General features: G+C 64.5%; 6 protein-coding genes. All 6 read right to left on the bottom strand.

Translation table 11 applies throughout. From position 1 onward, the window contains the following. Window positions 1–46: 46 nt before the first annotated feature. Window positions 47–2,377 (bottom strand): DNRLRE domain-containing protein, encoded by a 2,331-nt coding sequence (locus tag ACPQ6D_RS01200; RefSeq protein ID WP_423222755.1) that lies wholly within the window; start codon window positions 2,375–2,377, stop codon window positions 47–49. 35 nt (window positions 2,378–2,412) lie between these two features. Then, entirely contained in the window at window positions 2,413–4,137 is a 1,725-nt protein-coding gene (locus ACPQ6D_RS01195; protein ID WP_423222456.1) for a serine/threonine-protein kinase, read from the bottom strand. A 3-nt stretch (window positions 4,138–4,140) separates the two neighbouring features. After that, on the bottom strand, window positions 4,141–7,695 hold the full coding sequence (locus ACPQ6D_RS01190) for an alpha/beta fold hydrolase (protein ID WP_423222455.1): 3,555 nt from the start codon (window positions 7,693–7,695) through the stop codon (window positions 4,141–4,143). A 524-nt stretch (window positions 7,696–8,219) separates the two neighbouring features. Beyond that, window positions 8,220–9,482, bottom strand: coding sequence for an FHA domain-containing protein (locus ACPQ6D_RS01185; protein WP_423222454.1), 1,263 nt, complete (start codon window positions 9,480–9,482; stop codon window positions 8,220–8,222). A 117-nt stretch (window positions 9,483–9,599) separates the two neighbouring features. Next, the gene (locus ACPQ6D_RS01180; RefSeq protein WP_423222453.1) at window positions 9,600–11,849 is read right to left on the bottom strand and encodes a DNRLRE domain-containing protein; all 2,250 of its coding nucleotides are present in this window, start codon (window positions 11,847–11,849) and stop codon (window positions 9,600–9,602) included. 80 nt (window positions 11,850–11,929) lie between these two features. Next, a complete protein-coding gene (locus ACPQ6D_RS01175) occupies window positions 11,930–14,185 on the bottom strand; it encodes a DNRLRE domain-containing protein (RefSeq protein WP_423222452.1) in 2,256 nt (751 codons plus the stop codon). Window positions 14,186–14,203 lie beyond the last annotated feature (18 nt).

The following is a 14,203-nucleotide window of genomic DNA, read 5'->3' as shown; positions in this document are numbered from 1 at the left end:
CATCACCTATCACCACAAAGGCGCGGCGCGGCATGCGTCCGAACGGTCAACACGGGCATAACCCGGCGGCAAGGAGCAGCCGCTGGCTGGGTGCGAACCACCCGCCGTACCTCGACCAGGCATGGAATCCACCTCCACGCGGCAATGGCGTTGCGGTCGGCGTCGGCGTGGTCGTCGGCGTGGTCGTCGGCATATTCGTAGGCGTCGGCGTCGGGGTGCGCGTATTCGTCGGGGTGCTCGTCGGGGTGATTGTTGGCGTCGGGGTAAGCGTCGCCACCGTGACGCCCACGATGGCCTGGTTGTTGCCCTGGTTCGGGTCGGCCTGGCTGCTGCTCACGACCACGATGTTCGTCAGCGTGCCCGTCGCGTCCGGGTTCACCACGGTGTTGATCAGAATCGTGCGCCAGCCACTTTCGACCGGCAGACTGGCCAGGGTGCACACCACGCGTTCCGGCCCGCCCAGGTGGCTGCACGTGAACTCCCCTGGCTGATGGCTCTGGTAGGTCACGCCCGGCGGCAGGGTGTCGGTGACCGAGACGTCCGTCGCCGTCAACCAGCCCAGGTTGCGCACCTGGATGGTATACACCAGGTTGCTGTTGGGCAGCACGGTGGGAGACGGAAACGCCGACTTTGTCACCGCCAGATCGGCCGTGTTGGGCGTCGCCGTTGGGGTGCTGGTCGGCGTTGAACCACCAGGGGTCGGCGTCCGCGTCGGGGTGTTGGTCGGGGTGTTCGTCGGCGTGTTGGTCGGCGTGTTGGTCGGGGTATTCGTTGGTGTGTTTGTCGGGGTGTTCGTTGGGGTGTTCGTCGGCGTGTTGGTTGGGGTGATCGTTGGCGTCGGCGTGTTGGTCGGGGTGTTGGTCGGCGTGGGCGTGCTGGTCGGCGTTGGCGTGGGCGTGTTCTGAATGACGATGAAGATGTTGCCATCATGCACACCGTTGCCCGCGCCAAAGCGAATCGTCTGCGCGCCGGTCGCCACGCCGCCCGGCCCAGGCGTCGCCGCGACCGGCGCATACAGCCCCGCGCTGCTGCCGGCCGGAGAGAGGTAGATGAAATAGTACCCATAGGCCGGCGGCGTGGGCGGCGCGCTCAGGCTGAAGCTGCCGCTGCTGTCGCTGCTGGCGTTCCCCAGGAAAACGCTGCGCACGTTGGCGTCGTTGGAACCCCACAACTGCACATAGGTGAAGCCGGCCACCGGCGTCCCATCCACGCGGCGCACGCTGCCCCGGTAGACCTGCGCATTCGGCGCCGTGGTCGGCGTCGCCGTCGGCGTAACCGTCGAGGTGCTCGTGGGCGTCGCCGTCGAGGTGCTCGTGGGCGTCGCCGTCGAGGTGCGCGTCGGCGTCGGGCTGTTCGTCGGCGTCACGGTCGGCGTCACGGTGGGGGTATGGGTGGCCCCGGGGACAGGCGTGTCCGTGGCGGTGGCCGTCGGCGTGCTCGTCGGCGTCCAGGTGCGCGTCGGGGTCCAGGTCGCCGTCGGCGTCGGTGAGGCGGTCGGCGTGATCGTGGGCGTCCACGTCGGCGTCGGGGTCTGGGTCGGCGTCGGCGTGAGAGTGCGCGTTGGCGTGGGGGTATACGTGTAAGAAAAGCGCATATTGGGCACGAACTGCCAATTGCGCGTGGCGGTTGGGGTGACGGTGGGTGTTGGCGTTCGTGTAATCGTCGGGATCTTTGTCGGTGTCCAGGTGGGCGTCGGCGTCCGGGTGGGGGTCGCGGTGGGCGTGAGCGTCGGCGTCAGGTACTGAATCTCCAGTTTCGGCCGCAGCCCCGGCGGACTGCCGCAGTCGCTGGCGCTGCAGTCCTTGGACCAGAACGCACGCTCATGCTGCCCGGCCGTCTCGTCCCCGCGCAGCAGCAGGCTCAGCTCGCTCTCGTCATGCGCGTTGGCAGTTTGCACCAGCGCAGTCAGATCCCAGGTGTACCAGGTGAATTGGCCGCCCACCGTCGTCGTCGCCGCCGGCGTCGCGTTCCACGAAAGCTGCAGATGTTGGTTCCAGGTGATGGTTTCGGGCCAACTGCTGCTGTTGATGCGATACACCCCAATCGGCATCGGCGCCGCGCCTGACGTGGTGGCCGACAGGTAGAGCTGCAGACTGGCGCTTTGGATCAGGCTGCCTTGCGGAATCGAACCAATGTTGAACTTCAACAGACTGCGCTCCACCAGGTAGCCGCCCGCCGCGTCATATCCCAACCACAGATTTCGGTTTGTAGCTCTATTCTCATCGGGGCGTCCCGAGGCGACAAAGGTGTCCGCGGCCGCAGGCAGGGCCACCACGGTATTAGTGCCCTGGCTGCTGGCCGCCTCCGGGTGTGCGCGCTGACCCGGCAGGGCGCACAACAGAAGGACACCGATGGTGAAGCCCAAGAAACGTCGCATGTTGAACACGAAGACCTTCCTCCTCATCGTACAAGCTACTTAGGGCCGCATCCCGCCCCTGAGCAATCTGACGGTATATACGAAAAGTGGCGCGGCTCAGACTCCCGGCCAATCCGTGCGCCTGTCGCCTTTTCGATCACTGCCACGGCCCACAGGTACACTCCGGCCGCCGACCAGTTGGCGTCCTTGATGCCGGGAGCCACGTCCAGGTCAATCATCATCTCCTGGGTCGTCACTGGAGCGGCTGCGCCCAGGTGCTCCGCTGCTCCTTCGGCCCAAATGCGCACCTCGAACGCCTGGCCGGACTGTAACGGCCCGGCGTAATCCCAGGCAAACCTGGTCTTGCCCGTGACATTCGCTCTCTCCTGAGGCGCACTTGGCACAGGCGCGGGTAATGGCGTCGGAGGCCGGGCGGGCGTCGCGGTTGCTCGTACAGGGGTAACCGTGGTGGCAATGGGACGTGGCGTTGGCGTCTGCCCGGTGGGTGTCCACGTCGGCGCAATCGTAGAGGTGACCTCAGGCGCACCGGTGGTCGCGGTTTCGGTCACGGCCGCAGGCGCGGGCGTTACGTTGGCGGTCGTCACCGTGATCGTCGGCGTGAAGGTCGGCGTCGCCGACGCGACCGCCACGACGGTGGGCGTCGCCGTGAGGTTCAAGGCCACCGTGGCCGCCGGCGTTGGGCTAATGGGAGGCGTGCGGTTGAGCGCCCACGCCAGCGTGGCTGAGAGAACGCAGATGAAAAGAACCGCGGCGCCGCCCAGCATCTGCGTCGTCGTCACGCGTGCGAAGATTTGGCCCAGCCGTGGTGTTGGCGCCGGGGCCGGCCCGGGCGAGGGACGATCGAGCGGTTTGGGCGAAGGTGCGCGCCGCACTGCGGGCAGCGGGCTGAGCTTTTCCGTGGGCGTGGCGGTGCGGGGGATGTCCGGCCAGCGCCCCGCGGCCGCTACTGCCAGGTCCGCCGCAAACTGCCCGGCGTGTTGATAGCGTTCGTCGGGGTTCTTGGCCAGGGCTTTGGTCAACACCGCTTCCAGGGGGCGATTCAGGTCGCTGCGAAAGACACGCGGCGATGGCGGCGCTTCACTGGCATGCGCGACCAGCGTCGCCACCGAGGTCTCCCGTTCGAACGGCACATGGCCGGTCAACATCTTGTAGGCCACGATGCCCAAGGAATAGTTATCGCTGCGCGGATCGGAGCTGCGGCCCAACGCCTGTTCCGGGGACATGAACTCGGCCGTGCCCACCGTCTGATGGCTGCGGGTGAAGCCGACGCTCTCCGTCGCGCGCACCAGGCCAAAGTCGGTCAGCGTCACCTTGCCGTCTGCGGACAGCATGACGTTGGCCGTCTTGATATCGCGGTGCACCAGGCGCTGGCCGTGCACGTAATCCAGCGCGTCGGCCAGCTGCCGCAGCAGCGGTACGGCTTGCTCCGGGGACAAACGACCACGCGTGTTCAGGATTTTTTCCAGCGTCTGACCATCGAGGTACTGCATGACGATGAACGGGACGTCATCTTGCGCGCCCACATCATAGATGGTGACGATGTTGGGATGGTGCAGGCTGGCGGCCTGGCGCGCCTCGTGAATGAATCGTTCCAGGAAACTCTCTTCCGTCAGTAATCCTGACAGCGGCATCTTGATCGCCACCGTGCGCTGCAGGCTGCTGGTGTCCAACGCGCGATAGACGACGCCCATGCCGCCGCGACCGATTTCGGCCTGCACGAGATAACGATTACCGAGACGCTGACCGACGAGATTGGTCATGATTCACCTATAAGTCCACGCGCCGTTCGCCGCGCCGGCATAGAGGGCATGACACGCGCCGCCATCTTGCCAAAGGACCTTGACATTGCGATTGCCCAGGCCGGCGTTGAACTCGCTCCACGCGGCGCCGCCATCGCTGCTGCGATAGACGCCGCGGCCCAGGTCGTTGCCCGCGTACACCATCTGCGCGTTGAGTGGATCCACGAGCAAGGTGCGCACTTTGCTGAAACCGAGGTTGGTGTTGGCCGGCTGCCAGGAGGCGCCGGCGTTGGTGGATTTGTAGACGCCGCCGCTCTCCAGGCCGGCGTAGACAGTATCGGCCTGGTTGGGCGCCACGCTCAAGGCCCAAACCGCGCCGCCTGGCAGGCTGGCGGCGGCGGCCCAGGAACCCCCGGCGTTGTCGCTGCGGTAGACGCCGGCGGTCGTTCCCACGTAGAGCCGCTGCCCCGCGCCGGGCGCCAGGGTGAGCACGCGTGTGGCCAGATTGCCCAGCCCGCTGCTGCGCGGCTGCCAGGAAGCGCCGCCATCGGTGGTCTTGAAGACGCCCGTGGCGTTGGTGGCCGCGTAGACCGTGTTGCAGTCGCTGGGGTGCACCGCCAGGTCGTACAGGTAGCGATCGCCCAGGCCGTTGCTGGCCGGCCGCCAGGCGCCGCCGCCATTGTCGGAACGGTAGACGCCGCCGCCCCAACTGGTGGCGTACGCGACCTGCGGGTTGCCCGCGCAGACGGCCACAGCCGGCATCAGCGCGGCGTCCGGCGGCACGGGCGCGTCCTCGAAGGGTGGGGAGGCAGCCTCAGCCGGCATGGTGGGCAAGAACACGTTGGCCCAGTTGGCCCCGCGGTCGGTGGACCGGAATAGCCCCTGATCCGTGGCGGCAAAGAGGGTGGAGCACGCGCTGGCCGCGCCCGCCAGATCATACACCGTGCGTCCGTTCATGCCCGCGCCCTGGCGCCAGGCAGAAGGCGGCGCTGGAGATACTGGGAAGGCATAAGAAACAAAGGATCGCGACGGCCCCACGTGAGCGACGACCGATGCCCGGTTGCCCGCCCTATCCGTAGCTTGAAATACAACCTTCTGCACCTGTTCGGCTTGAACGGTGAATGAAGCGGTGTATGGCAAAACATCCGCGCCATTATTGACAGAGTATTTGATCGTTGATACCCCGCTGCTCTCGTCGGTCACAACGGCTGTCACCACAACCTGGCCCACATACCAGCCATAGGTTGTTCGCTGACCGGTGAGCTGCACATTGATCTGTGGGGCCACAGTGTCACGGCTGCCATCCGCGCCCACGTCGCCGGTGGGCGGCATGGTCAAATCTGGCGTACCGTCGCCGTCTTGATCAATAGTCAGACCAGGGGCTGTTCCAGAGTTGGTTGGGTCGTAGATCAGTCTGGCAGTGCCTGTCACGCCGACAGGAGCGTCAGCATAGGTGATCGTGCGTTGAGTCAAATCGGCATCTAGTCCCTGCAGCCTGCGCACCTTGAGATCAACCTGCTGCGCGCCCGACGACTCGATCTCGATGCGAAAAACCCCGTTAGCTGGAAACGACACCAACGACGTGGCGCCAAGTTGGACGTAGTCGCTGCCTGGCACCTCGATTTCAAGCAGTCCGTCCGGCGTCGGGCCAGTATGATTACCGGCTGAATCATAGAGGTGGACATGGCTATTGCCAACGACTACGGCTTGCACTCCATTCACCGCGAAGGGTGTCAGCCCCATTTGCGGGGGCACAGGAGGCGTCGCGTCGTATGGGGAACGTTGCCGAAAACGGCTCTTGTCGCCGCTGAAGATCGAGGGCGCGGACGCGCTGTAGCTCGGTGAGGCAGGAATTGCAAAGGAAGGATCATCCGCAGCAGTTGGCGGCGTGGCCAGAATGGCCGCGACGAAGTCGAGGACATACGGTTCCTTGACCAATTGGAGATGATTCAACCCTTGCGTGTACCACGTTGGCGCGTTTCCCGAAAAATCACGACCACTTCCTCTCAATGCCGCGCTGGGAAGGGGCACCGTGCCATCGCCGTTCGTATTCTCCATGTCCCAGGTGATCACACGAAATCCATTCCACTCGAAGAGAGTCTTCTCATGCAGAACAGCCGGTGTATCAGATTTACCGCTGCCAACAATCAAACGATACGCCGTACTCAATGAAGAACTTCGCCAATCGTCCATTGCTGCATTATGAAAGGCTTCTGCATCGGCGGCCAAGCCATCATTATGCTCAGTTCGCAGAAGAGACTGCATCTGTGGCCACGATCTTGCCACGCCATCGAACGTATAGTAACTGCGATTGTTGGCAGGGAAGTTGTTGACAAGGAAGTAGTTGAACGTCGGAAGTATCTGGTACATGGCGGGTGCGTTTTGTGAAATATCGCGTACCATAGGTGAATAAAGGCCAATTGCGCCCCAAAGCCAACCCGGTTCTCCTGTGTCGCCCCACCTCAGAACACGTAACGATTTGGGTGCTCCCAGGTAGGGTGTTCCAAGCGAGATGATTTGCTCCACTTTGGCTGCCCGCGCTGGATCGGATGTGACGTAATATCTTGCCAGTAGGCCCCCCAGGCTATGAGCCACGATATTGACCTTATGAGCTCCCGTTGACGCTAACACCTGATTGATGAAACCATCGAGGTCGTCGGTAGAGGATGGCTGGTCTGCAATGCGGCGCAGGTTGATACGCCAATCGTAACCATAGGGAAAAACGTCATAACCTTTCACGCGCAAAGAGTCAATCAGCGGAGCGTAAAACTCAAACGGTAACGGACCTATGTGCAAGTCAGGACCTACCCGTAAGATCGCGGCATTTTCTGTACTTCCCGTGGCGGTGCGATGCGCGACAATCTGCTCACAGGGATTTGCCGGCCTCAACCCATCTCTCTGCAATTTCAGGCTGGCGAGATGACCATCGAATGGGGAGACGAGCATCACTGCGGCTGCAGGCCACACTTCCCAAGTTTCATTGCTACACGTATTGTGTACATCGAGCCTGGAACCCATGAGACCCGGCAGGACAATCACTGGGGGGCGAGTGGCAGGTACGCCAGCCGCATCCGTGCTCAGGTCATCAATCAGCCAGAAATTGCCGGTGTCATGGAGAATCACATAGGTAAAACAATCGCCCGCTGGTGCATCAACACGCAGCCGGGCCAGTTGACCCGTGAAGAGATTACCATTGACGAACGCGGTCGCAGCCAGGGTGTTATCGGGATAATAGGCATCCATGTGAAGCCCGGCCAGGCTGCTCACGTAAACCTGCATGTACGTGCCACATCCCGCCGTAAAGTCAATGCGCCCGTAGCCCTGGTTAGGTCCTAGCCAGGCGAAGAAGTTGCCGTTGCTGGTGTACGCTCCATGAGGGTAGGGGCCGTTGTAATCCCCGGTGCGCCAATCTCCGTAAATCCAATCATAATTGGCGGTTGTGGTGAAGCGCAGTCCAGGAATGGTGGACTGAATCGTCTGTTGGTCTGTTCCATTCTCAAAATCAATGAATCCATCAGCGTGCGCCGTGGAGGGCAAAACCAAAGCCAACACCGCTGCAAACAGCAGGATGCCTCCCATACCGTACCATCTGTTTACCCAATGACTTTGACTCATAAAAGTCGTACTCTCGCCACTGCGTCTGGCACAGGCGGACTGCATTATGGCGTCCATGCCCTCACAGCAAAGTTAGAGATCCACGTATGACGTAAGCCGCTGGCTTGCAGGCCTGGCGCAGGAAAGCGTGATGTGTCGTAGATGGCGTCGTCCCGCCGGAGGCGTGACCTACGGTTGGACAGCGCATCTGCAAGCCAGCTCCCATGCGCTGAGCGCACAACCACGGATGAAAATGGTGCGCAAGCCGCCGGCTTGCCTCTGTGGCGCCGCAATCCGGCGGATTGCAGTACCGGGTTATTTTCAGGTCAACCCTCACACAAAGCCACCAAGGCGTCAAGAGCTTCTTTGTGTCTTGGTGTCTTTGTGTGAGCCAGTCGCACCTGGCGAGCCAGGATTGCCAAGTCAGTTACCCATGCGCTGGGCGCACAATGAGAAATGACAACAGACTATCTGTGCCAATCTGTGTGCATCCGCGGCCGATTTTCACGTCAGCCTTGAAACACCGGCGTCGGCGTATCGGTTGGCTGTGCGCTGCCGGGTTCCAGCGACCAGTTGAACCAGCGGCGCTCGCTCGGTTCGCTGACCGTATCCCCAGGACGGCCGTTTCGTTCCACAGGCCCCGTGGCTTCGATGATGACCACCTGCCATTCGAACCGACCGTTGTGCTGCGTCAGGAACCAGGCCGGCGGGCGATAGGTAGCGCCCTTGAGCCAGGCGCCGCCCGCCTGTTCGCGGCCGTTGACGGGATAGAAAATCATGACCCGGTAGTACTCGTTGGCCGCCAGATCGTTGACCGGTTGCCATTCCAACACGAGGTTGGCGCCCTCTCCCTGGTAACTGGCGCCATTCGCCGGCGCTTTCAGGATCACCGGGCCATGGCGCTTGGCGGCGGGCGGCGCCACGCCTCCGCCGGGCAAACCAGGCAGGCCGCCGGGGGGCAGCAGCGTGCCAATGACGCCCGGCAAGGGGGTTCCCCCAGGCAGCGCCGGCGTGAGCGGCAGGCCGCCCGGCATAAACTCCTGCAGGATGCCCTTCACCAGCTCAGGCATGGTCGTTGGATTGATGGGCGGCGCTTGATTCATACCCGCAGGCAGACCAGCCGGCGGCTGCAGCCCGGTCGGCGGCTGCACACCGCCCGCGCCGGCCCCGGCGCCCGCGCCAACGCCGGGCGCAGGCGGCACGGTGGGCACGGCCACGAGCGTAGGCGTCGCCACACCGGCCGGTGTGGCGGGAGGAATGACCACCGCGGGCGCCGTGGATGTTGGCGTCACCGCGGGGGGCGCCACAGGCGTCGGTTGTGCGGCCGGCGGTGGTCGCAAGAGCAGGAACAGCGCCAGCCCCAGGAGAACCACCAGGCCGCCAACGCCCACCGGCAGCCAGGCCGGCAAGCGCTGCGGCGCAGGCGTGAGATCGGGAGGGAGTTCAGGCAGCGCCAGGTCCGCCGGTAGGGCCGACGCTGGCCCGGAGACCGCGCCCGTGTCGAGCCGCCCCTCCGGGCCGCCCAACTCCAAACGGTCGCCCACTCCAAACTCGACAGGGCGGTTCGGCTCCAGGCGGCGACCATTGACAAAGGTGCCGTTGGTGCTGTTCAGATCGTGAATGAGCGCGCGGCGGCCATCCCAGGCGATGACGGCATGGCGGCGCGACACGCGCTCTACATCCAGGCGCAGGTCGCACCCAGGATCGCGACCGATGACATTGTTGCCCTGGCGCAGCGTATAGGACTGGCCGGACGGCGTAACGATGACCATGATCCCTTCTCCTTGACTGGCCCCGGACAGATATTCGCAACACAGAGGGCCGATGGGCAGGGGCTGCCTGTCTGGGGCCTGCGCGCGCCCCTGCCCACCAGACAAACAGATGGCCGTTCAGCGCCAGACCAACCACGGCGATTGTGTGGGCCGGGGCCACAGCGGTCCCAGCGTCCCTCCCCCACGGGGAAACGGCGTCGCGGTCGCTGGACGGCTCGGCGCGATCCCCGGTCTCGGCGTCTTGGTCGGCGTGATCGTCGGCGTGATCGTTGGCGTCGGGGTAAGCGTCGCCACCGTGACGCCCACGATGGCCTGGTTGTTGCCCTGGTTCGGGTCGGCCAGGCTGCTGCTCACGACCACGATGTTCGTCAGCGTGCCAGTCGCGTCCGGGTTCACCACGGTGTTGATCAGGATCGTGCGCCAAACGTCGCCCGCTGGCAGACTGGCCAGGGTGCACACCACGCGTTCCGGCCCGCCCAGGTGGCTGCACGTAAACTCCCCTTGCTGATGGCTCTGGTAGGTCACGCCCGGCGGCAGAGTGTCGGTAACCAACACGTTCGTTGCCGTCAACCAGCCCAGGTTGCGCACCTGGATGGTATACACCAGGTTGCTGTTGGGCAGCACGGTGGGAGACGGAAACGCCGACTTCGTCACCGCCAGATCCGCCGTGTTGGGCGTCGCCGTCGGGGTGTTGGTCGGGGTGTTCGTCGGCGTGTTGGTCGGCGTGTTCGTTGGGGTGTTTGTCGGCGTGTTTGTCGGGGTGTTGGTGGGCGTCTTCGTCGGCGTGTTTGTCGGGGTGTTCGTCGGCGTGTTGGTCGGCGTGTTCGTCGGCGTGTTGGTCGGGGTGTTGGTCGGCGTCGCCGTCGGCGTGTTCTGAATGACGATGAAGATGTTGCCATCGTGCACACCGCCGCCCGCGCCAAAGCGAATCGTCTGCGTGCCCGTCACCACGCCGCCCGGCCCGGCCGTCGCCGCGTAGGGCGCATACACCCCCTCGCTGCTGCCGGCCGGAGAGAGGTAGATGAAATAGTACCCATAGGCCGGCGGCGTGGGCGGCGCGCTCAGGCTGAAGCTGCCGCTGCTGTCGCTGCTGGCGTTCCCCAGGAACACGCTGCGCACGTTGTCAACATTGGAACCCCACAACTGCACATAGGTGAAGCCGGCCACCGGCGTCCCATCCACGCGGCGCACGCTGCCCTGGTAGACCTGCGCATTTGGCGCAGTCGTGGGGGTCGCAGTTGGCGTCGGGGTCGCGCTTAGGGTAGGGGTAGGGGTGGGCGGTGTCGTTTTGTCGGTCGGCGTACTCGTTGGCGTCTGGGTGATCGTTGGCGTATGGGTGTGGGTTACGGTCGGCGTTACGGTGGGGGTATTGGTATGAGTAGCGCCGGGGACAGGCGTGTCCGTCGCGGTGGCCGTCGGCGTGCTCGTGGGCGTCCCAGTGCTCGTCGGGGTCCAGGTCGCCGTCGGCGTCGGTGAGGCGGTCGGCGTGTTCGTAGGCGTCCGCGTCGGCGTCGGGGTGGGAGTGCGCGTCGGCGTCGGCGTCCATGTCATGATGCGACCGACGCTGGGCAAATAGATATCCGGCGGCGTTGGGGTGATGGTGGGCGTTCGGGTGATCGTGGGCGTCGGTGTGACAGTTGGCGTCTTTGTTAGCGTTGGCGTCTTGGTCGGCGTCGGGGTTTTCGTGGGAGTCGCGGTGGGCGTGGGCGTCGGCGACAGGTACTGAATCTCCAGTTTCGGCCGCAGCCCCGGCGGACTGCCGCAGTCGCTGGCGCTGCAGTCTTTCGACCAGAACGCACGCTCATGCTGCCCGACGCTCTCGTCCCCGCGCAAGAGCAGGCTCAGTTCGTCCTGCCCGGCCGTGTTGGCGCTCTGCACCAAGTCCTTCAAGTCCCACGAATACCAGGTAAATTGGCCGCCCACCGTCGTCGTCGCCGCCGGCGTCGCGTTCCACGAAAGCTGCAGATGCTGGATCCAAGTGATGGTTTCGGCCCAACTGCTGCTGTTGATGCGGTACACCCCAATCGGCATCGACGCCGTGCCTGGCGTCGTGGCCCCCAGGTAGAGGTGCAGAGTGGCGGTTTGGATCAGGCTGCCGCGCGGGATGCCGCGGAGGTCGAAACGCAGCAGGCTACGTTCCACCAGGTAGCCATCCGACTCGTTATATCCAACCCAAAAATTACGGCGTACTGCAAATGCTTCGTTGGGCCGTCCCGCTGCCACGTAGGTGTCGGCCGCCGGCGTCAGGTTGACTGATGCGTCGGCGCTTTCCGAGCGCGCAGCCATGATCCTTGATGGCAAGACGAAAAGGACGGTTAGCAGCAGAGCAGCGCCAGACAAGATAAGCGCGTACCGAATTCTCCACATGGGCGTTCTCCTGGGCGTGGTAATCATCTGTCACATCCTCCTGCATGGACTATGCTCCGCAATTGAAATGCTCCCGCCATTCAACGCCAGGCCAGCGCCGGTGATTCTGCCGGCCGGAGTGATACCGGTCGCAGCGCCCCACCCTCACGCGGGAAGGGGGTTGCGGTCGCCAGCCCGCGGGGCGGCCTTTGTCTCATCCCCTTCGGCGTATTCGTCGCAGTCGGCGTGCGCGTTGGGGTGTTGGTTGGCGTGATCGTCGGGGTGCTCGTCGGGGTAGGCGTCGCAACCGTGACGCCCACGATGGCCTGGTTGTTGCCCTGGTTCGGGTCGGCCAGGCTGCTGCTCACGACCACGATATTCGTCAGCGTGCCAGTCGCGTCCGGGTTCACCACGGTGTTGATCAGGATCGTGCGCCAAACGTCGCCCATCGGCAGACTGGCCAGGGTGCACACCACGCGTTCCGGCCCGCCCAGGTGGCTGCACGTGAACTCCCCTGGCTGGTTGCTCTGGTAGGTCACGCCCGGCGGCAGGGTGTCGGTGACCGTGACGTTCGTCGCCGTCAACCAGCCCAGGTTGCGCACCTGGATGGTATACACCAGATTGCTGTTGGGCAGCACGGTGGGAGACGGAAACGCCGACTTCGTCACCGCCAGATCCGCCGTGTTGGGCGTCGCCGTTGGGGTGATCGTCGGGGTGTTGGTTGGCGTGTGCGTCGGAGTGATCGTCGGGGTGTTGGTTGGCGTATGCGTCGCCGTTGGTGTCCGAGTCGCGGTGTTGGTCGGCGTGGGCGTGCTGGTCGGCGTTGGCGTGGGCGTGTTCTGAATGACGATGAAGATGTTGCCATCGTGCACACCGCCGCCCGCGCCAAAGCGAATCGTCTGCGTACCCGTCACCACGCCCCCCGGCCCAGGCGTCGCCGCGACCGGCGCATACAGCCCCGCGCTGCTGCCGGCCGGAGAGAGGTAGATGAAGTAGTACCCATAGGCCGGCGGCGTGGGCGGCGCGCTCAGGCTGAAGCTGCCGCTGCTGTCGCTGCTGGCGTTCCCCAGGAACACGCTGCGTGCCGTGGCGTCGTTGGAACCCCACAACTGCACATAGGTGAAGCCGGCCACCGGCGTTCCATCCACGCGGCGCACACTGCCCCGGTAGACCTGCGCATTCGGCGCCGTGGTCGGCGTCGCCGTCGGCGTGTTCGTCGAGGTGCTCGTGGGCGTCCCCGTCGAGGTGCGCGTCGGCGTCGGGCTGTTCGTCGGCGTCACGGTGGGGGTCACGGTCGGCGTCACCGTGGGAGTGGGGGTATGCGTGGCCCCAGGGACAGGCGTGTCCGTCGCCGTGGCCGTCGGCGTGCTCGTGGGCGTCCCAGTGCTCGTCGGGGTCCAGGTCGCCGTCGGCGTCGGCGAGGCCGTCGGCGTAATCGTGGGCGTCCACGTCATGGTCGGCGTCGGAGTAATCGTCGGCGTTGGCGTGATCGTGGGCGTCGGGGTACTGGTTGCCGTCGGCGTGACGGTGGGCGTACGCGTGGACGTCGGCGTGGGAGTAGGAGTACGTGTGGGCGTTGGCGTCTGCGTAATGGTCGGTGTCCGCGTGGGTGTCGGGGTGATGGTTGATGTTGGGGTTGACGTACCACGAACCAGGATTGGCATGGGCGTATGGGTCGGCGCCGCGGTCGGCAACGCCGTCGGCGGCAGGTACTGAATGACCAGCTTGGGCCGCAGCCCCGGCGGGCTGCCGCAGTCGCTGGCGCTGCAGTCGCGCGACCAGAACGCACGCTCGTGCTGCCCGGCGGTCTCATCCCCGCGCAGCAGCAGGCTGATCTCGCTCTGCCCAGTCGTGTGCGCGCTCTGCACCAGCGACGTCAAATTCCACCTGTACCAGTCGAACCGAGTACCCACTGTCGTCGTGATTGCGGGCGCAATGTCCAGGGTCAGCCGCAGATGTTGATTCCAGGTGATGGCTTCGGACCAGGAATCGCTGATGATGCGATGCGCCGCCACCGTCATCGGTGCCGCGCCAGGCGTGGTGCCCCCTAGATAGAGCTGCAGACTGGCGGTTTGGATCAGGCTGCCGCGCGGGATCGAACCAATGTTGAAACGCAGCAGGCTGCGCTCCACCAGGTAGCCATCCGTCTCGTTGTAGCCAACCCAAAAATTGCGACGCGCCGCGAAGTTCTCGCTGGGGCGTCCCGCTGCCACGTAGGTATCGGCCTCTGGCGTCAGATTGATCGTTGCGTCGGCGCTTTCCGTGCGCGCCGACATTGTCCGTGGAAGCGAGATCAAAAAGAAGGTTAGCAGCAGAGCAGATCCGAATAAGGCAGTGACCCGTTGAATTCTACGCATGCGCATACTGCTAGACAT

It is taken from the genome of Candidatus Amarolinea aalborgensis (assembly GCF_900491745.1).
Classification (GTDB): domain Bacteria; phylum Chloroflexota; class Anaerolineae; order SSC4; family Amarolineaceae; genus Amarolinea; species Amarolinea aalborgensis.
Note: the sequence above shows the minus strand (reverse complement) of the source record. Positions and strands in the feature narration are given on the sequence as shown.